Source organism: Chryseobacterium sp. KACC 21268 (genome assembly GCA_028736075.1).
GTDB lineage: Bacteria > Bacteroidota > Bacteroidia > Flavobacteriales > Weeksellaceae > Epilithonimonas.
The window spans coordinates 3,467,093-3,485,705 of the sequence record CP117875.1; the positions used below are offsets into that span (position 1 = coordinate 3,467,093).

An 18,613-nucleotide genomic window follows, 5' to 3' on the forward strand; every position below is an offset into this window, starting at 1 on the left:
AAGACACAAAGGTCTTCGCAAGTTTCACAATTTTTATTCTTTATGTTTTAAATTGGTTTTATCATATTTCTATGACAAAAAAACGTTGTGTGCTTCGTGAAAAAACTTTGTGTCTTTGTGGTTAATACTTATTCAAACTCTTTAGAAACGCCCAATCCAAACAAAGCAAAATCGTAAATAGCAGGGTCAGCAGAATTATATTTTCTTAGAATCAAATCCAATTCTTCCACAGCTTTCCAATCGTTTTGTTTTCTGGTTAAAATTCCTAATTTTCTGGAAATATTTGCGGTGTGAACATCCAAAGGAACAGATAGAAACCTTGGTTCAATGTTTTCCCAAATGCCAAAATCAACGCCTTTCTTATCTTTCCGAACCATCCACCGCAGAAACATAATCAATCTTTTGGAAGCCGAATTTTTGTAAGGCGAACTCACGTGTTTCTGTCCACGGTGTTGTTCTGAAACGAATTGATTCCGGAATCGTTCAATTGAATGATAGAAATTGGTTTCATCTTCGTTGATGAGAAACGCGTCTTCGAGACTTTCAAACTGAGAATAAATCCGGCGGAAATTTCTTAGAAAAAAAATAAAATCTTCGTGATTGAAAGTTCTGTGAATCGCTTTCTGTGGAATCTTATCCAAATCACTTTCTGTGAAATTCATTACAAAATCGTAGGGCGAATTTCCCATCAATTCCATCATCTTATTCGCGTCATTGATAATTGATTTTCGATTTCCCCAAGCGATACTTGCGGACAGAAAACCTGCAATCTCGATATCTTGCTTCAAAGAAAAACGATGCGGAATCTGGATTGGGTCATCATTTATAAAGTCCGGTGAATTGTAGAGTTCTGCTTTTTCATTGAGCAAATCGAAGATATCTTTTTCTTTTAAATTCATAATCAGTTGCAAATTTCTGCAAAAAAATTGTCATTCTGCAAGAATCTCTACAAAGGCTGTTTAGATTACTACAGAATGACAATATTGGGTTTTTATATTTTATTTAAAAATTAAAGTTGTAAACTAAAATCTAAATTCTAATCTCTAACTCTATTTTATCTTCCAATCACTTCAGTAATAGGATTTCCGATGTTTCCACTTGGAAATTCGATGTGAAGTAATGCGGAAACGGTTGGTGCAATATCGGTCATATTATAATCCTTGTTGCTTTCGCCGTGCTTGATTCCCCAACCCATAAAAATCAGTGGAATGTGAGAATCGTAGGAATTCCAAACGCTGTGCGTGGTTCCTTTTTTAGCGTAGTTTGGTAACATTCCGTCGTGCGAAACGATTTGGATATCGCCACTTCTTTGCCAGTTGTAACCATTGATAGCTCTGGTCTTTATCGGCTCTGGAATCGCAGATGAACCGATTTTCTTCAAATCAACAGCGTACAAAACTCTCGGGTCTTTGTTCAGACTGTTGATGATGGTGGTTTTGATATCGTCTTCGTCCAGTTTTTTTTCTCTAATTAAACTTTGATTTAAATAGATTTGATAATTATCAATTCCCAAAATCACTTTAGAGTTGGCATATTTCTTTTCTAATTCTGCACCTAGATTTTTTTCCATTCCGTCGTCATAGAAACCGCCGAGGATTTTGTTGGCTCTCAGGAAACCTTCTGCATTGGCGCCGCCGTGGTCAGCAGATAGGAAAACCAGATAATTGTCCTTCCCTACTTTCTCATCCAACATTTTGAAAAACGCTGCCAAATCCTTATCCAATCTGATATAAGTATCTTCCACCTCGATGGAATTTGGTCCATAAGAATGTCCAACGTAATCCGTTGAAGCTAGGTTAATGGCAAGAAAATCCGTCTCGTTTCCTTTTCCTAAAGTATAATTATCCAAAGCCGCCTCAGCAAACTTCAGAGTCAGAGTATTTCCGAAAGGTGTGGTTCTGATGACACCTTTCTTTGTCGCGTAATCCGTCAATAGATTTTTGTACGGAAAAACCGGGTCTTTCGCTGTTCCGACCGGATATTCCCATTCTACATTATCGGCTGTACTTTCTGTATATTCCGCAATTGGCAAAGCTGTTTCCCAACCGTTCGCCAATAGTTTTTCAGGAACTTTTTGACCATTAAAATCTGTTACCCATTTTGGCAATTCATTCATATAATAAGAACTCGTGATGAAGTTCCCTGAGGAATCATCAAACCAAAAAGCGCCCGTAGGATTGTGACCAGCTGGCAAAATAGAAGCTCTGTCCTTCAGAGAAACACCGACTACTTTTGATTTGAAATTGCTAGCGATTCTCAACTGGTCTGTAACCGTTGTGGACCAAAGATTTTTTGGAGAATGACTTCCAATTTTTTTGCTGTCCGACCCAACTGGATTCACGCTGTCATCTGCGGTACAATAGACATTTTTTCCGGTTTCTTTATCTGTCCAATCATTTCCTGCAATCCCGTGAATCGATGGAACTGAACCTGTATAAATTGAAGTATGACCAATAGCCGTAACCGTCGGGATGTACGGGATATGAACATTATTAAGAGAATAGCCTTCGCCCAAAAGTCTCTGAAATCCGCCTTTCCCGAATTTCTTTTCGAAACGGTAAAGATAATCCCAACGCATCTGGTCAACGACCAATCCTACCACTAGTTTTGGTCTTTCTCCTGAATTTAATTTTGTTTTCTGAGCATTTACATTTCCGAATGTAGCCACCGCCAACACGAAAATCTGAATTTTTCTGAACATTTAATTTTACTTTTTATTGAGCCCAAATTTACGGCTTTCAAAAGTTTTGGGATGTGAAATTTTATTAAAGTTTCGTGATGTTGCGAAAATTAAACGCAAAGCGCGCAAAGATTTTTTTGAACTTATTGAAAATATTTTTAAGGTTCGCAAATACATAAACTTATCAAAGATTGACAATTTTCTGCTTCATATTACTAAAATAAAAAAGAACGAGCAATTGCCCGTTCTCATTAATCATAAATATTTTAAAAGCTAAAAGCCAAAAGCCACTTGTCAAAAGCTATCTGCTATTTGCTATTTGCTTCCGCCAGAGTTTTTCTCAACATCCGTTTTGGTGTTTTCTTTTACTTTTTGGTTTCCGAATCGTTTGACGAATGTCAGAGAGAAGCCGTACCAATCCCATTTGTTGCGGTTTTGGAATGTTCCGATTTGGCTGTAAGTCGTCATATCCATCGATGGTCTTTTGAAGATATTCATCAACTGCAAACTGGTTTCAATTTGCGAGACTGGGAAAATCTTGGTGACAGAAATATTGTGGAAAAAGTTGTATTGATTGGCAACAGAGTTTCCGTTATTTTGATTATCAACACTCATCCAAGCACTGATGTTGATATTTTTATTAAACAAATTGGTGTACGACAAATTGGTAGAACCTGAGAAATAATTGATGTAATTGCTTTCCGGGCTCAATCTGTTTCTGCTGTTGAAATCGCTGTTGTCAATGTAATACCAGCCAATTCCGAAGTTTACGTTCAACTTGTTTTTGAAAAGATTCTGATTGGTGTTTGCAAAAACGTAAAGCTTCTCCACTTTTCCTTTGAAGTTGTCCGGAAAACTGATTGTTCTGCCGTCTTCCTCCAAATAATTAGTCCAATAATCCTGGTCTGTGAACATATATCTCGCGGAGATGAAATATTTCTTATGAATCCCAAACTTCAAAGCAATCCTGTCGCTTGGATTGGGTAAAAGTTCGGTGTTTCCACGGTAATAAAACCCATTGTTTGAAGGCATTTCGAACGTGTTGAACTCCGAATACCAAGGGCGCCAGAGATTTCGATTGTACGTCAAACTCAAATCATAATTTGGTGAGAATGCATATTTTATCAAGAGATTTGGCAAGAAAGTTCCGTAAGAATCAGTTCTCGCATCTACGCCATTTTGACGGATTTTATATTTGATATATTCGTAGCGAAGTCCGATTCTCGTTTCCAATTTTTCGAAAAAAGTCTGGCTGTAATTGGCATACAGCGAGTTGATGTTTTCCGTGTATTTGAAAATATTGCTGTCAGCCTCCAAACCATTATCAAAAAAATAACGATAGTTGTTCGGAATCACATTGTTGTTGAAATTCGCTTTTCCGCCGACTTCAAAACTTCCGCCTTTGCCGATTGGCATTGTGTAATCCACCTTGGCGAAGTAATTTCGGTTTTGAGAATAATTGTCGATAAATCTCTGCTCGGTGAGAGAATTGCTTTCATCAAATCTATCAAAATTGGTCGTCCCTTTTTCAGAATCGTAGTTGGTTCCAATGTTGATATCCAAAATCCGGTTTTTCTCTTTGTCATAATATTTATAGAACAAATTGGTTCCCAACGTATTATTGATTGTGGCCGAATTTAGATTTTGAACAAATCCATTCTGAAAAACGTCGCCCAGATAATTGTTGACTGTAGAATTGGTCGTAGCACCGCGGTCGCCACGGAAATATTCCAAGACGAGACCGACGTTATTTTTGTCATTCAACTCAAATTCCGACGTGGAGGAAAACGAGGGACTTTTTCCCGTGTAAGCACTTTCCGCATCAATCAGTTGCAAAGAATTGTCCTTGTAATAAGTATTTCGGCTGGAGTTTGAGTTGATAAAAACGTTGTCGCTGTAACTTCCTGTGAAGGTCTGCGTGAAGTATTTTTTATGATAATTAAGGTTCAAACTTCCGTATTGGTTGTTCTTTGTATTCTGAGTATTTGTTAGGGAAATACTACCTTTCAAGCCTTCGTCATCACGCTTTTTCAAGACGATGTTGATGACGGAACCAGTAGCCTCATAACGCGAAGACGGACTTGTGATGACCTCGATTTTCATCAAGTTGTCAGCAGGAATAGTTTTAAGATATTCCTTAAGTTCTTTGCCCGTGAAAACCGATTTTCTGTCATTAATGTAAACCGTCACCGATTCGCCTTCTGCTTTTACATTATCATTGTTATCGATGCTTACCAAAGGCGTCATTCTCACGATGTCCCAAGTCGTATTTCCCGCAAGAATAGAGCTGTTTGCGACGTTGAAAACCGTTCTGTCTGCTTTGTTTTCGACGGTTGGTTTTCTGGCGACCAAAGTCACGGCTTCTATTTCTTTGGATTTGATGGTATCACTTGTCGTTTGCGCGAAAGATAATGCTCCAGCAAACAATCCCACAGAGGATAAGAGTAATTTCATTTCATAGTTTTCTTATTAGACAACTATCGGAGCTTAATTGTTACATTGGAAACTGAAATCTTTTTTGATAGTCTTAATTTTATTTAAATTTGGGAAAACATAAAATCAAATGAGTGAAAAAGTTGACAAGCACATCCAAGAAGCCAAACAATGGAAAGACGAGATGAATACTTTGAGAACCATCATCTTAGACTGCCAGTTGGAGGAAGATTTCAAATGGGGAAAACCTTGTTACGCGTCCAATGGGAAAAATATTGTTCTGATTCAAGGTTTCAAAGAATATTTTGCGCTTTTATTTTTCAAAGGTGGCATAATGAAAGATTCGCATCAACTCCTTGTAAAAATGGGAGAAAATACGCAAGCCGGAAGACAAATGCGTTTTGAAAATGTTCAGGATATTTTAAGTAAAAAGGACATCATCAAAGATTATATTTTCGAAGCCCTAAAAATTGAAGAACGTGGAGAAAAAGTAGAAATAAAAAAGGAAGCAACAGCAATTCCAGTAGAATTTCAAATGAAACTAGATGAAAATCCAACATTGAAATCAGCTTTCGAAGCTTTGACAGCTGGAAGACAACGCGCTTATCTCATTCATTTTTCAGCACCGAAACAATCCAAAACCAGAGACTCCAGAATTGAAAAATATATCCCAAATATTCTTGATGGAAAAGGGATGAATGATTAATTTAAAATAAAAAAATGCTCGTAGATTTTGGCAAATTCTTAAAACTAAGGATTTGCTAAATCTACGAGATAAATATTTTGTTAAAAACAACTAATCGATATGAAAAACAAACCTCGGCTTTCCTTAGAACAACAATCAGAATTAATAAAGATTCTGAAAACCCGTTTCGAAAAAAATATGACGCGCCACGAGAATATCAACTGGGAAAACGTTCAGAAAAAACTGGAATCAAATCCTGAAAGACTCTGGTCACTCAGTGAAATGGAAAGAACCGAAGGCGAACCAGATGTTGTTGGTTATGATAAAAAAACAGACGAATATCTCTTTTTCGATTGTTCCGCAGAAAGTCCAAAGGGCAGACGAAGCCTTTGCTACGACCGAAAAGCTTTAGATTCCAGAAAGGAAAACAAACCGGCAAATAGCGCCATAGATTTGGCCAATGAAATCGGAATCGAGATTTTGGACGAAGCACAATATCGCCATTTGCAATCTTTAGGAAACTTTGATTTGAAAACGTCGAGCTGGATAAAAACGCCGGAAGACATTAGGAAATTAGGTGGCGCAGTTTTCTGTGATAAGCGTTACAACATGGTTTTCCTTTATCACAACGGTGCGGAATCTTATTATTCGGCGAGAGGTCTTCGTGGTTTTTTGAAAGTTTGAATTAATAATTAAAATTATGAAGACAAAAAATTATTTCGTACTACTTATTTTTCTATCAATAAATATTTATGCTCAAAATAAAGCATTTAAATGTGAAAAAGTTTATGATGCAGTGAAGTTAATTGATGAACAGAAATATAATGAAGCAATAAAAATTCTTGAAGAATGCGAAAAAGTTGACCCTGCGGACTACACTTATCCGTATGAAATAGCATTAGCAAAATCATATAGCAAAGATTATGATGGAGCAATAAAAAAATTGATTGAGATAAAAAACTATAAAGAAATTAAAGACAATTATTATCAACTATTGGGAAACAATTACGATTACAAAGGTGATTCTGCAATGGCAATTAAAACCTATGATGAAGGTCTTAAAAAATTTCCTAAATCTGGAAGGCTATATTTGGAAAAAGGAGTAATGTATGAATCTTCAAAACCAATTGAAGCCATAAAAATTTACGAAAAAGGAATTGAAGTAGAACCAATGTACCCCTCAAACTATTATCGGGTTGCAAAGATTTATTTGAAAACAAATGATAGACTCTCTGGACTAATATATGGTGAGGTTTTTATGAACCTTGAACGAACCACTTCTAGAACTCAGGAAATGAGCAAACTTTTATATGAAGGATATAAAGAATCTTTAATTTTCGTATCACAAAATCAAAAGAAAACTGAATTTTGCCCCGCAATAATTGATGCTGAAAAATATGAAAAAAATAAAGCCTTGCCTCTTTGTATGAACTTCGCATATGGTTTTGTTGTAGCAATGATGGATTACAATGACTTTACTTATGATAATTTTGCACAAATGAGAAAAAAATTCCTTAAAGAATATCAAAATGTAAAAACTAAAAACGCTCCTAATGTTTTATTAAACTATTTTAAAACAATGGATGAAAATAAGGTTTATAATGCATACAATTATTACATATTTCAAATCGCTAATAAAAATGCTTTCGCAGAATGGCAAACTATAAACAAAAATGAATATGATAGTTTTGTAGAATGGTACACCAAATCCGGAAATGAGTTGAAAATAGATTCAAAGAACATCTTTATTTCAGACCAAATCAAATAGCCAAATTTGAATTTAGTGGCAATCCTTACAAACACCCGTCAGCACACAATTCACACTTTCCACTTGATAATTTGCTGGCAAAGAAAACTGAACTGGAACCGGCAGACATTCTATCGTTTGACAAACCGTGCACCGGAAATGAAAATGATGGTCGGCTAATTTTTTTTCATCACATTTGATGCAGACGGCGAAGTATTGTTTCCCGTCTTCCGCTACAATCCTGTGGAGAATTCCGTCTTCGCAAAATCTATTTAAGACTCTGTAAATTGTGGCTCTGTCCATTTCCAGATTGATTTTCCCCTCGATGGCGTCTTGGCTCATCGCCTTTCCTGTGGTCGTCAACAGATTCAAGACGGCTTCTTTTGCGGGTGTATTTCTTCTTTTCATTTTATTAATGCGATTCTGTTGCAATAATAGAAATTAATCTTAACTTTGGCAAGAGATAATTGGCTTTTGGCAATTAGCTTTTGGCGAGTAGCTTTCAATTAAGAATATTAATAGAAAAATTAAAATGGAAAATCAATACGATGTAATTATAATTGGAGGCAGTTATGCAGGACTTTCTTCAGCGATGTGTTTGGGACGTTCACTTAGAAACGTTTTGGTCATCGATAGTGGAAAACCTTGCAATGCACAGACGCCACATTCGCAAAACTTCCTGACGCAAGACGGAAAAACGCCGAAAGAAATTTCGATAATTGCCAAAGAACAAGTTGAGAAATATAAGACGGTCGAGTTTTACGAAGGTTTGGCGACAGCAGGCATCAAAACAGAAAATGGTTTTGAAATCACAACTGGAAACGGCGAGAAATTCTCATCAAAAAAACTGATTTTCGCAACTGGAATTGTGGATGAAGTTCCAAACATCAAAGGTTTCAAAGAATGCTGGGGAATTTCGTTAATCCATTGTCCATATTGTCACGGCTATGAATTTCAGAACAAAAAAACAGGCATCATTGCGAATGGCGACCGCGGTTTTCACATTGCATCTTTAGTAAATAATCTGACCAAAGATTTGACGATTTTCACAAGAGGAAAAGCTGATTTCACCGATGAGCAACTTGAAAAATTAAATAAAAATAATATTCAAATTATCGAAACCGAGATTGAAGAATTGAAACATCAAAACGGAATGGTCGAAAGCCTGATTTTATCCGATGGCAATGTCTTGAACTTCGAAGCGGTTTACGGCGCGTTTCCATTCACTCAACATTCCGACATTGCCGAATCTTTGGGTTGCGAGATGACAGAAATGGGCCACATCAAAATCGACCAATTTCAGAAGACAAATGTTGCAGGATTCTTGGCTTGCGGTGACAATTCCAGCCCGATGCGTTCTGTTGCCAATGCGGTTTACACCGGAAATCTGGCTGGCGCGATGGTGAACGCGGAGTTGACCGCAGAATCATTTTAGACCATTAAAATTGAATCTTTATATTCGCAAATCAAAACCTTAATGGAATGAACATCCTGCGAAATCACATCGAAAAAATAATTACCCTCACAGACGAGGAATTTGAGTTGATTGATTCCTGCTTTCATTCTAAAAAGTACAGAAAAAAGGATTTAGTCATCAAAGAAAATGATTCTGTAAGCCAAGTGTATTTCATTGTTTCTGGCTTAATGAAATTGTACGTCATAGACCGCGATACCAATGAACATATCATCTCCTTTTCTATGGAAGACTGGTGGGAAACGGATTATATGGCATTCTACACCGAGAGCAAAGCCACGCAGTTTTTGCAATGTTTGGAAGATACGGAAGTGCTTTGTCTGTCATTTTCAGATTATCAAAAACTTAATGAGGCGATTCCAAAACTTGAACATTTTTTCCTCAAAAAAGCAATTGGAGGACATATTGCCAATCAGAAAAGAATTTTGTCTTTGCTTACTTTGACGGCCAAAGAAAAATATGAACAGCTCCTACATTCCTATTCAAGCCTGTTGCAGAGAATTCCAAAGACGGTTTTAGCAAATTATCTCGGCGTGTCTCGTGAGACCTTGAGTCGATTTTTTGTAGAATCGAAAAAGATGTGATGTACATCACACAAGATATTTCGGGCATCGGCGGAACTTTGCTCCATCATTAAATTAAAATTATTTAAAATGGAAAAAAGAATCATCAATCCCTGGAAATGGCAGGATGCAAGAAATTATGCTCAAGCTGTGGAAGTCAAGAATGTGCAAAGTACACTTTATGTTTCCGGGCAAACTGCTATAGATGATGATGGAATATCAAGTGATGCTGATATGCGAACTCAACTCATCAAAACTTTGGAAAATCTTGAAAAGGTCATTCATCAGGCAGATTTTGAATTAAAAAACATTGTTCGTCTCAATGTTTACACCACTGAGCATTCTGAATTGTTTGAGAACTTTGATGTTCTCCAAAACTGGATTTCCAAGAATGGAATTCAACAGGCAACAACCGTGATGGAAGTCAAAACATTATTCGAAACTTTGAAGGTGGAATTGGAAGCCACCGTTGTAAAATAAATAAAAAAACCGTCCTAAGTAATCAGGACGGTTTTTTTATATCAAAATCTAAAGCTTAGAACTTCAAATCTCCGTTCACATCTCTTACAGCTTTTGCAGCCTCAGCAAACTTCGCTTTTTCGTCTTCTGTCAATGTAATGTCTACAATCTTCTCAACACCATCTTTTCCGATAATTGCTGGAACACCAAGACAGATGTCGCTTTCGCCATATTCGCCGTCAAGCATCAATGAACAAGGAATCATTTTCTTTTGGTCGCAAAGGATGGACTGAACCATTACAGAAACCGCCGCGCCTGGTGCGTACCAAGCAGAAGTTCCTAATAATTTGGTCAATGTTGCTCCACCAACTTTGGTTTCTTCGATAACATTTGCTTTTTGCTCATCGCTCAAGAATTCTGAAACTGGAACACCATTTCTAGTTGCTTTGCTGAAAAGTGGCAACATTCCTGTGTCAGAATGCGCCGCGATCACCATTCCGTCCACATCAGAGATTGGAGATTCCAAGGCTTCTGCCAATCTGTATTTGAATCTTGCAGAGTCCAAAGCACCACCCATTCCGATGATTCTTTCTTTTGGAAGTCCACTAGTTTTGTGTACCAAATACGCCATTGTATCCATTGGATTGGAAACCACAATGATGATTACATCTGGCGAATGTTTTACCAAGTTTTGAGTCACCTCTTTCACGATTCCAGCGTTGATTCCGATCAATTCTTCTCTCGTCATTCCCGGTTTTCTTGGGATTCCGGATGTGATCACAGCTACTTTGGAACCTGCAGTTTTGGAATAATCTCCAGTTGTTCCGGTAATTTTGGTGTCAAAACCGTTAAGAGAAGCTGTTTGCATTAGGTCCATTGCTTTTCCTTCTGCGAAACCTTCTTTGATGTCCACCAAAACAACTTCTGCTGCAAAATCTTTCATTGCAATGTATTCTGCACAACTGGCTCCTACTGCGCCTGCGCCAACTACGGTAACTTTCATAATGTATTTATTTGTTTGTTTTTTGATATTATGGATCGGTAGATCTCACAATATTATTATCTGATTAGTTTAAAATTTCATTTTGTATTGTTCGTAAATATAATAAAACTTGGAAAGCCTGAGAAAAAATTAATTCTAATATTTGTCATATTTCATATCAAGAACCGGATAATCTATGATATAATTTACAGCATAATATTAAAGTCGTTCTTTAATGTGATTCCTATTTCGTAAATTTGCTTTGAAAAAAATTGAAAATATGTCAGAAAACAACATAAAATCTATTGCGGTTTTGACTTCTGGAGGCGATGCTCCTGGGATGAATGCTGCACTTAGAGCTGTTGTAAGAACAGCAAATCACTACAAGATAGACTGTTATGGTATCCGCGAAGGTTACAATGGTCTTATTGCAGGTGATATAATAAAGATGGGACCACGTTCTGTCAAAAATATTATCAATCAAGGTGGAACGATTCTGAAGTCTGCCAGATCAAAGGAATTTATGACGCCGGAAGGCAGAAAAAAAGCTTATGATCAATGTGTCAAATTAGGTGTGGATGCGATAGTTTGTATCGGTGGAGACGGAAGTTTTACAGGTGCAAAGGTTTTCAATGAGGAACACGGCATCAAAGTAATTGGTGTTCCAGGAACCATTGACAACGATATCTTCGGTACAGACAAAACCATTGGTTATGACACTGCGCTTAATACGGCGATGGATTCTATCGACAAGATCCGTGATACGGCAACTTCCCACAACAGAGTTTTCTTTGTGGAAGTGATGGGACGTGATGCAGGTTTTATTGCGCTCAACAGTGGAATCGCAACTGGCGCACTTGACATCCTGATCCCGGAAAGAAAAGATAGTTTGGAAGATCTCTTCAACACGTTCAGAACTGCTGAAAAAGTAGGAAAATCATCCAGCATTGTAGTGGTAGCGGAAGGTGAAGAACTTGGAAACATCTACGATCTTGCGAAAGCGACCAAAGGAGAATTCCCTAACTACGACATCCGTGTAACCATTTTGGGCCACATTCAAAGAGGTGGATCACCGAGCTGTGCCGACAGGGTACTTGCAAGCCACTTGGGCTATGGTGCCGTAATCGGTCTAATGGAAGGACAGAACAAAGTAATGGTCGGAATGCAGTCGAACAAGATCGTCTACACTCCAATAGAAGAAGCCATCAAAAAACATAACGAAATAGACAAGGATCTACTGAAAATAGCTGAGATTTTGGCGATGTAATTCCTTATTTTTTCGTAAATTTATAGTAACAAAAAAAACCTTAATATTTTAAAATAATATGTCAACAATTAAAGTAGGAATCAACGGATTCGGAAGAATCGGACGTTTAGTTTTCAGAGCAATGACTGAAAGAGAAAATATCGAAGTTGTAGGGATCAATGACCTTATCGATGCAGAATACATGGCTTACATGCTAAAGTACGATTCAGTTCACGGAACGTTCAAAGGAGAAGTATCAGTTCAAGGTAACAACCTTGTGGTAAACGGAAAAACAATCCGTGTAACTGCTGAGAAAGATCCTAACAACCTAAAATGGAATGAAGTAGGTGCAGAATATATTGTAGAATCTACAGGATTATTCTTGTCTAAAGAAACTGCACAAGCTCATATCAACGCCGGAGCTAAGAAAGTGATCCTTTCTGCACCACCAAAAGATGATACACCAATGTTCGTAATGGGTGTAAACCACAAAGAATTGACCAGCGATATCGCTATCTTCTCAAACGCATCTTGTACGACTAACTGTCTTGCACCTCTTGCAAAAGTGATTCACGATAACTTCGGGATCGCAGAAGGTCTTATGACAACTGTACACGCTACAACTGCAACTCAGAAAACTGTAGATGGACCGTCCGCAAAAGACTGGAGAGGTGGTAGATCTGCATTGAACAACATCATCCCTTCTTCTACAGGAGCTGCAAAAGCGGTAGGAAAAGTGATCCCATCTCTAAACGGGAAATTGACTGGAATGTCTTTCAGAGTTCCAACTGCTGACGTTTCTGTAGTAGATTTAACTGTAAAATTGGACAAACCAACTTCTTACGAAGAGATCTGCGCAGCAATCAAAACTGCATCTGAAGGTGACCTTAAAGGTATCCTTGGATATACGGAAGATGCTGTAGTTTCTCAGGATTTCGTAAGCGATTCTAGAACTTCTATCTTCGATAAAGAGGCTGGAATTATGTTGAACCCAACTTTCGTGAAATTGGTATCTTGGTACGACAACGAATGGGGCTATTCTAACAAATTGGCAGATATGCTTGTACATTCAGCTTCTTTGTAATCTGAATCATTCAATAAAACTGAAACCTTTCAATTCATTTTGGAAGGTTTTTTTATTTTAATCAATGATAAAACTCAGCGTCCAATTTTGGAGCAATAATTGTAACTTTATCCTAGATGGACAAATCAATTCTACAACCTCGATTCAGAGATTCAGCACATTTCAAAAACTTTTGGGAAACCGGGAACGGTAAACAACTCATAGAATTTTCCAGCGCAGAAGTCAGCTTTAAAGATTTTGATAAATTTTCTAAATATTATTATCACGTTGATGAAATCGGAGATGAAGTCGTCAAAGACATTTACTTCACACAATCCTTTCCCGAAGCTTCAAAACAAATTGAAAATTATATCAGAAATGGCATTTCTGAGAACGATGATGTTCCAGAAAGTGTCAAATTACTTTTTGGACAAACTCAGTCAGTTCCAGATTGGGTAGATTTTGAATTGATAAAAAGTGGCGCCGAACTCTGTATGCGTTGCAATGTGGATTCTTTGATTTCCCTGAGAGATTATTGTTTGATTGGTGGCTACGATTATGCCTATCTCAATAAACCATTGATTGTAACAGAAGCCTTGAAAAAAGGTGCCGTGAAACGCCTATCCGAAACTTTGGATTTTTGGGTTAATGTTACCCGACCCGACTCACTTCTCGCCCAGCGAAAAGGTTACCAGTTTGCCATCAAAACAAGACTCATCCATTCCTACGCAAGACTTTCCATCAAGAAACATTATAAAAATTGGGATACGAAAAACTGGGGAGAACCCATTAATTCCTGGGATATGATGGCAACTTACATCGGTTTCAGTCTGGTGTTTTTATACAGTTTGAAAAAATTGGGAAACACCTTTTCTGAGCAAGAGGAAAAAGGACTTTTTCACCTTTGGAAATATGTCGGCTATTTGTTGGGAATTCCAGAGAACCTTCTACCCGATGACAAAAAGCAAGCGACAGAATATTTTTATCTATGGACTTCTGTGCAACCTTCAGCGGACAAAGATTCCGTTTTGCTAGCACATTCGTTATTAAATGAATCATTGGAGAATCCTATCCTTAAATTTGATTTTCAAAGGCGAAACCTACGCTATCTGCACATCTGTTGCACTTGGTTTTTATTAGACAATGAAGTTTGTGAAAGATTGGAAATTCCGAAAGTGAAAAACAGAAACCTATTTCCTGTTTCAAAAAAGATTTTCAACAAAATCTATGAAAAAACAATCAGCCGAGAAGCAAGAATTAAGAATTAAGAAGGGAAATAAAGACCAAATGAAAGTTCTGATGGATTATTTGAACATCACAAAAAATTCAAATTTTCACTAATTTTCAATTGATAAATTAAAACCGCAAACTAAAATAATATTGGATTTTGATTTTAAAATTCCGTATTTTTGAGAATAATTTTTTGACATAATGAGTACAAACGACGATAAGAAAAAAGCACTACAACTGGTGCTGGAAAAACTAGATAAAACCTACGGAAAAGGAACCGTAATGACTTTGGGCGAGGATTCTGTGGACCACACGATAGAAGTAATTCCATCGGGTTCATTGGGAATTGACCTGGCTTTAGGTGTTGGTGGCTACCCAAGAGGAAGAGTGATCGAGATCTACGGACCAGAATCTTCCGGTAAAACAACCTTGACTTTACACGCAATTGCGGAAGCTCAAAAAACTGGTGGAATCGCTGCTTTCATAGATGCAGAGCACGCATTCGACAGAAGCTACGCTGCAAAATTGGGTGTGGATCTGGAAAACTTGATCATCTCTCAACCAGACAATGGTGAGCAAGCTTTGGAAATTGCAGACAACTTGATTCGTTCAGGTGCAATTGATATCGTGGTGATCGATTCCGTTGCCGCATTGACGCCGAAAGCAGAGATCGAAGGTGAAATGGGAGATTCGAAAATGGGTCTTCACGCAAGATTGATGTCTCAGGCTTTGAGAAAATTGACAGGTTCGATCTCAAGAACAAAATGTACTGTGATCTTCATCAACCAGCTTCGTGAGAAGATCGGTGTGATGTTCGGTAACCCAGAAACGACAACTGGTGGAAACGCATTGAAATTCTACGCTTCTGTAAGAATTGACATCAGAAAAGCAAGTGCACCGATCAAGAATGGTGACGAAGCTGTTGGAAGCCGTGTAAAAGTGAAGGTTGTGAAAAACAAAGTAGCGCCACCTTTCAAAATGGCTGAATTTGACATTATGTACGGTGAAGGAATTTCTAAGTCTGGAGAGATCTTGGATACTGCGGTAGATCTTGCTGTAGTTAAGAAAAGTGGATCTTGGTTCAGCTACGAAGACACCAAATTGGGTCAAGGCCGTGATGCTGTGAAAGACGTATTGAAAGATAATCCTGAACTTTCTGAGGAAATCGAAGGTAAGATCAGAGAGATCATCAAAAATAAATAACATCAACGTTATATTGAACAAAAGGCTGTGAAATTTCACAGCCTTTTATTTTTTATTTAAAGAAGTAAGTAAGTCCTAAACTTAAAACTTGTTCTGATTTTTTCTTTTGTGTATTAGGATCCAGCGTCCAGGATTCTACAAGATTAGGATATGCATTGGAAAGACCAATATCATATTTTATCGCAATCTCTAACTGTCGTTTGTAGCTGTAACCTACGCCCGCTCCCACTCCGATATTAAAAGAATTAGCTTTTCCATTAATATCTGGATACTCTGGGTTTATAATATTTGGATCGTAATAATCTCTTCCCTCGGGATAATTTTTAACCTTCTGACTGATTAAAAAATTGAATCTAGGACCAATCAATCCATAAAATTCAGATTCTGCTTCAGAAAAATACGCTTTAAAATTAAAAGGAACACTCAAATAATTGTTGGCATACACAGCGTGATCCCAGCCTTTAGCCTTTTCATATTCTCTATCCCCGCCTTCACCAGCTCCGAAGTACAGAGCTTCTGCCTGGATGTAAAACTGCTCGCTGGAGCCGACTGGAACTTGTGCAGTTACACCTCCCAAAACAGAAAACCTAGGTCCTGAAGGATTATGAGCATTTCGAACTCTGGAATATGTTCCTCCCGCTACAACACCAAATTCAGTTGATCTGAAATCAATCTGTGCCTGTGATAGAAAGGAAGACAAAACTAGAGATGCAAAAAGTATTTTTTTCATAAATGTGTTTTAAAATATTTTTCTTGTCAAATTTAAATAAAAAAATTGAGAAGCCCTATCTGAGCTTCTCAAAATATATTTAATAAAAGATTTTAGTCAATTATATTATGCTAAAACTTTCGCTACAGTTACTCCAATTTCTGCTGGAGAATCTACGACGTGAATTCCGTTTTCTGCCATGATTGCCATTTTCGCTTGTGCCGTATCATCATCACCACCTACAATTGCACCTGCGTGACCCATTGTTCTTCCTTTTGGAGCTGTTTGTCCAGCGATGAAACCTACAACTGGTTTTGTAGAACCACTCGCTTTGTACCATCTTGCAGCTTCAGCTTCCAAAGATCCACCGATCTCACCGATCATTACAACCGCTTCCGTTTCTGGATCGTTGATGAACAATTCCAAAGCTTCTTTTGTAGTCGTTCCAATGATTGGATCTCCACCGATTCCGATCGCTGTAGAAACGCCGAAACCAGCTTTCACCACTTGATCTGCAGCTTCGTAAGTTAAAGTTCCAGATTTTGAAACAATCCCAACTTTTCCTTTTTTGAAAACGAAACCTGGCATAATTCCGATTTTCGCTTCGTCTGAAGTGATGATACCAGGACAGTTTGGACCGATCAAACGAACATCTCTGTCTTGGATATAATCCTTAACTTTTACCATATCAGCAACAGGAATCCCTTCTGTGATACATACAATAACTTTGATACCTGCCTCAGCAGCTTCCATTACAGCATCTGCAGCAAATGCAGGCGGAACGAAAATAATACTCACATTAGCTCCTGCTTTCTCCACAGCTTCTGCCACAGAATTGAAAACTGGCTTACCAAGGTGCTCAGAACCTCCTTTTCCTGGAGTTACACCACCAACAACGTTGGTTCCGTAATCGATCATTTGACCTGCGTGGAAAGTACCTTCGTTACCTGTAAATCCTTGTACGATAACTTTAGAATCTTTGTTTACTAATACTGACATTTTTTATTGTAATTTATTGATTTTATAAAACTTTGTTACTCGCAAAAATAACGATAATAATCCAAAAATTTCTTGTAATCAATAATTTTTTAGATTAATAAAATATGATTTACTTCAGATTTTTGAGTTTAACCTCTTTTCTGAGATAATCTCGGAATTCTTCGGCAATTGGGCCAAAGTAAGTTCCTTTTTTCAAATCTCTGTTCACACCACATTTTGCTAGTAGAACAGTTCCTTTTTCGATTCTTACACCAGAGGCCATTCCCACTTGTCCCCAGATCGTCACTTCATCCTCGATGATGCAGCAGCCTGCAATTCCGGTTTGAGAAGCGATAAGACATCTTTTACCAATGATCGTGTCGTGACCAATTTGGATCTGATTGTCCAAAATACTGCCTTCTCCAATAATCGTTGGATCCGTTACGCCTCGATCGATGGTGCAACCGTTTCCGATCTCTACATTATTTTCGATGATGACGTTTCCGACAGAGATCAGTCTATCAAAATTTCCGTTGAGTTTTCTGTAATAAAATGCGTCACCCCCTAAAACTGTGTTGGCCTGGATGATCACATTATCACCAATAACGGTTCTATCGCCAATCACAACATTCGGGAAAATGTGGCAGTTCTTTCCTATTTTCACATCGTTTCCAATGACGACTGAAGGGTGAATGAACGTTCCGTCTCCCACTTCCAGGTCGTGAAGTTCTTCTCTGAAGTTTGAGATCCTTGTGAAATGTGTATTGATCTTATTAAAATCCCTGAAAGGATCATCGGAGACCAAAAGTGCTTTTCCGACCGGGCATTCTACTTCTTTGTCTATTAGAATGATCGTGGCGGCAGAATTGAGCGCTTTGTCGTAATATTTTGGATGGTTGACGAAGACAATTTCTCCGGCTTTTACCATATGAATTTCGTTGGTTCCTAAGACTGGGAAATCTTCTGGGCCGATGTATTTTGCATTGATGATATCAGCAATGGTCTTGAGTTGTTGTGGCTGATTGAATGTCATAGTGAGATGTTAGAATTAAGACATTTGGTATTAGATGGAAATCGTTTTTGTGGATACGAATCTGCAGCCCGACTTGAGTGGAGCTCTTTTTCTTTTTGTCTGGGACAAAGCCTGGGAAAAGAAAAAAG

General features: G+C 37.8%; 18 protein-coding genes. 10 read left to right on the top strand and 8 right to left on the bottom strand.

The window, feature by feature from the left end; all coding sequences use genetic code 11:
* Positions 1-128: 128 nt before the first annotated feature.
* From PQ459_15885 to PQ459_15895, 3 genes are all read right to left on the bottom strand, one after another.
* Positions 129-899 carry a TIGR02757 family protein gene (locus PQ459_15885; protein WDF46369.1) on the bottom strand — a complete coding sequence of 257 codons (771 nt, stop codon included), beginning with the start codon at positions 897-899 and terminating at the stop codon, positions 129-131.
* A gap of 155 nt (positions 900-1,054) precedes the next feature.
* Positions 1,055-2,701, bottom strand: a complete 1,647-nt coding sequence (locus PQ459_15890; GenBank protein ID WDF46370.1) for an alkaline phosphatase family protein — start codon at positions 2,699-2,701, stop codon at positions 1,055-1,057.
* A 294-nt stretch (positions 2,702-2,995) separates the two neighbouring features.
* On the bottom strand, positions 2,996-5,134 hold the full coding sequence (locus PQ459_15895) for a TonB-dependent receptor (protein WDF46371.1): 2,139 nt from the start codon (positions 5,132-5,134) through the stop codon (positions 2,996-2,998).
* A gap of 109 nt (positions 5,135-5,243) precedes the next feature.
* Between PQ459_15895 and PQ459_15900 the strand changes: the two genes are divergently transcribed.
* The 3 genes from PQ459_15900 to PQ459_15910 all read left to right on the top strand — a co-directional run bounded on the left by PQ459_15900 (position 5,244) and on the right by PQ459_15910 (position 7,566).
* Entirely contained in the window at positions 5,244-5,819 is a 576-nt protein-coding gene (locus tag PQ459_15900; GenBank protein ID WDF46372.1) for a YdeI/OmpD-associated family protein, read from the top strand.
* 99 nt (positions 5,820-5,918) lie between these two features.
* Positions 5,919-6,482, top strand: coding sequence for a DUF4256 domain-containing protein (locus PQ459_15905; protein ID WDF46373.1), 564 nt, complete (start codon positions 5,919-5,921; stop codon positions 6,480-6,482).
* A 16-nt stretch (positions 6,483-6,498) separates the two neighbouring features.
* Positions 6,499-7,566, top strand: coding sequence for a hypothetical protein (locus PQ459_15910; GenBank protein ID WDF46374.1), 1,068 nt, complete (start codon positions 6,499-6,501; stop codon positions 7,564-7,566).
* A gap of 12 nt (positions 7,567-7,578) precedes the next feature.
* On the opposite strand, the gene PQ459_15915 is transcribed toward PQ459_15910, so the two are convergent.
* Entirely contained in the window at positions 7,579-7,953 is a 375-nt protein-coding gene (locus PQ459_15915; protein ID WDF46375.1) for a transcriptional repressor, read from the bottom strand.
* A gap of 124 nt (positions 7,954-8,077) precedes the next feature.
* Here PQ459_15915 and PQ459_15920 point away from each other — a divergent pair, with 124 nt between their 5' ends.
* From PQ459_15920 to PQ459_15930, 3 genes are all read left to right on the top strand, one after another.
* Positions 8,078-8,980: an NAD(P)/FAD-dependent oxidoreductase gene (locus PQ459_15920; GenBank protein WDF46376.1), complete on the top strand. Its 903-nt coding sequence runs from the start codon at positions 8,078-8,080 to the stop codon at positions 8,978-8,980.
* Positions 8,981-9,027: 47 nt separating this feature from the next.
* Positions 9,028-9,603 carry a Crp/Fnr family transcriptional regulator gene (locus PQ459_15925; protein WDF46377.1) on the top strand — a complete coding sequence of 192 codons (576 nt, stop codon included), beginning with the start codon at positions 9,028-9,030 and terminating at the stop codon, positions 9,601-9,603.
* 69 nt (positions 9,604-9,672) lie between these two features.
* Complete coding sequence (locus PQ459_15930) at positions 9,673-10,062, top strand: RidA family protein (GenBank protein ID WDF46378.1); 390 nt, start codon at positions 9,673-9,675, stop codon at positions 10,060-10,062.
* A gap of 55 nt (positions 10,063-10,117) precedes the next feature.
* On the opposite strand, the gene PQ459_15935 is transcribed toward PQ459_15930, so the two are convergent.
* A complete protein-coding gene (locus PQ459_15935; protein ID WDF46379.1) occupies positions 10,118-11,044 on the bottom strand; it encodes a malate dehydrogenase in 927 nt (308 codons plus the stop codon).
* A 259-nt stretch (positions 11,045-11,303) separates the two neighbouring features.
* Here PQ459_15935 and pfkA point away from each other — a divergent pair, with 259 nt between their 5' ends.
* The 4 genes from pfkA to recA all read left to right on the top strand — a co-directional run bounded on the left by pfkA (position 11,304) and on the right by recA (position 15,765).
* The gene (gene pfkA / locus PQ459_15940) at positions 11,304-12,290 is read left to right on the top strand and encodes a 6-phosphofructokinase (GenBank protein WDF46380.1); all 987 of its coding nucleotides are present in this window, start codon (positions 11,304-11,306) and stop codon (positions 12,288-12,290) included.
* Positions 12,291-12,348: 58 nt separating this feature from the next.
* Positions 12,349-13,353 (top strand): type I glyceraldehyde-3-phosphate dehydrogenase, encoded by a 1,005-nt coding sequence (gene gap, locus PQ459_15945; GenBank protein ID WDF46381.1) that lies wholly within the window; start codon positions 12,349-12,351, stop codon positions 13,351-13,353.
* A 116-nt stretch (positions 13,354-13,469) separates the two neighbouring features.
* Positions 13,470-14,600, top strand: coding sequence for an oxygenase MpaB family protein (locus PQ459_15950; protein ID WDF46382.1), 1,131 nt, complete (start codon positions 13,470-13,472; stop codon positions 14,598-14,600).
* A 163-nt stretch (positions 14,601-14,763) separates the two neighbouring features.
* Positions 14,764-15,765, top strand: a complete 1,002-nt coding sequence (gene recA / locus PQ459_15955; GenBank protein ID WDF46383.1) for a recombinase RecA — start codon at positions 14,764-14,766, stop codon at positions 15,763-15,765.
* Between the two features lie 52 nt (positions 15,766-15,817).
* Here recA and PQ459_15960 read toward each other — a convergent pair whose 3' ends face one another.
* The 3 genes from PQ459_15960 to PQ459_15970 form a co-directional block, all read right to left on the bottom strand.
* Positions 15,818-16,495, bottom strand: coding sequence for a porin family protein (locus PQ459_15960; GenBank protein WDF46384.1), 678 nt, complete (start codon positions 16,493-16,495; stop codon positions 15,818-15,820).
* A 105-nt stretch (positions 16,496-16,600) separates the two neighbouring features.
* Complete coding sequence (gene sucD, locus PQ459_15965) at positions 16,601-17,473, bottom strand: succinate--CoA ligase subunit alpha (protein WDF46385.1); 873 nt, start codon at positions 17,471-17,473, stop codon at positions 16,601-16,603.
* A 109-nt stretch (positions 17,474-17,582) separates the two neighbouring features.
* Entirely contained in the window at positions 17,583-18,485 is a 903-nt protein-coding gene (locus PQ459_15970; GenBank protein WDF46386.1) for an LpxD N-terminal domain-containing protein, read from the bottom strand.
* Positions 18,486-18,613 lie beyond the last annotated feature (128 nt).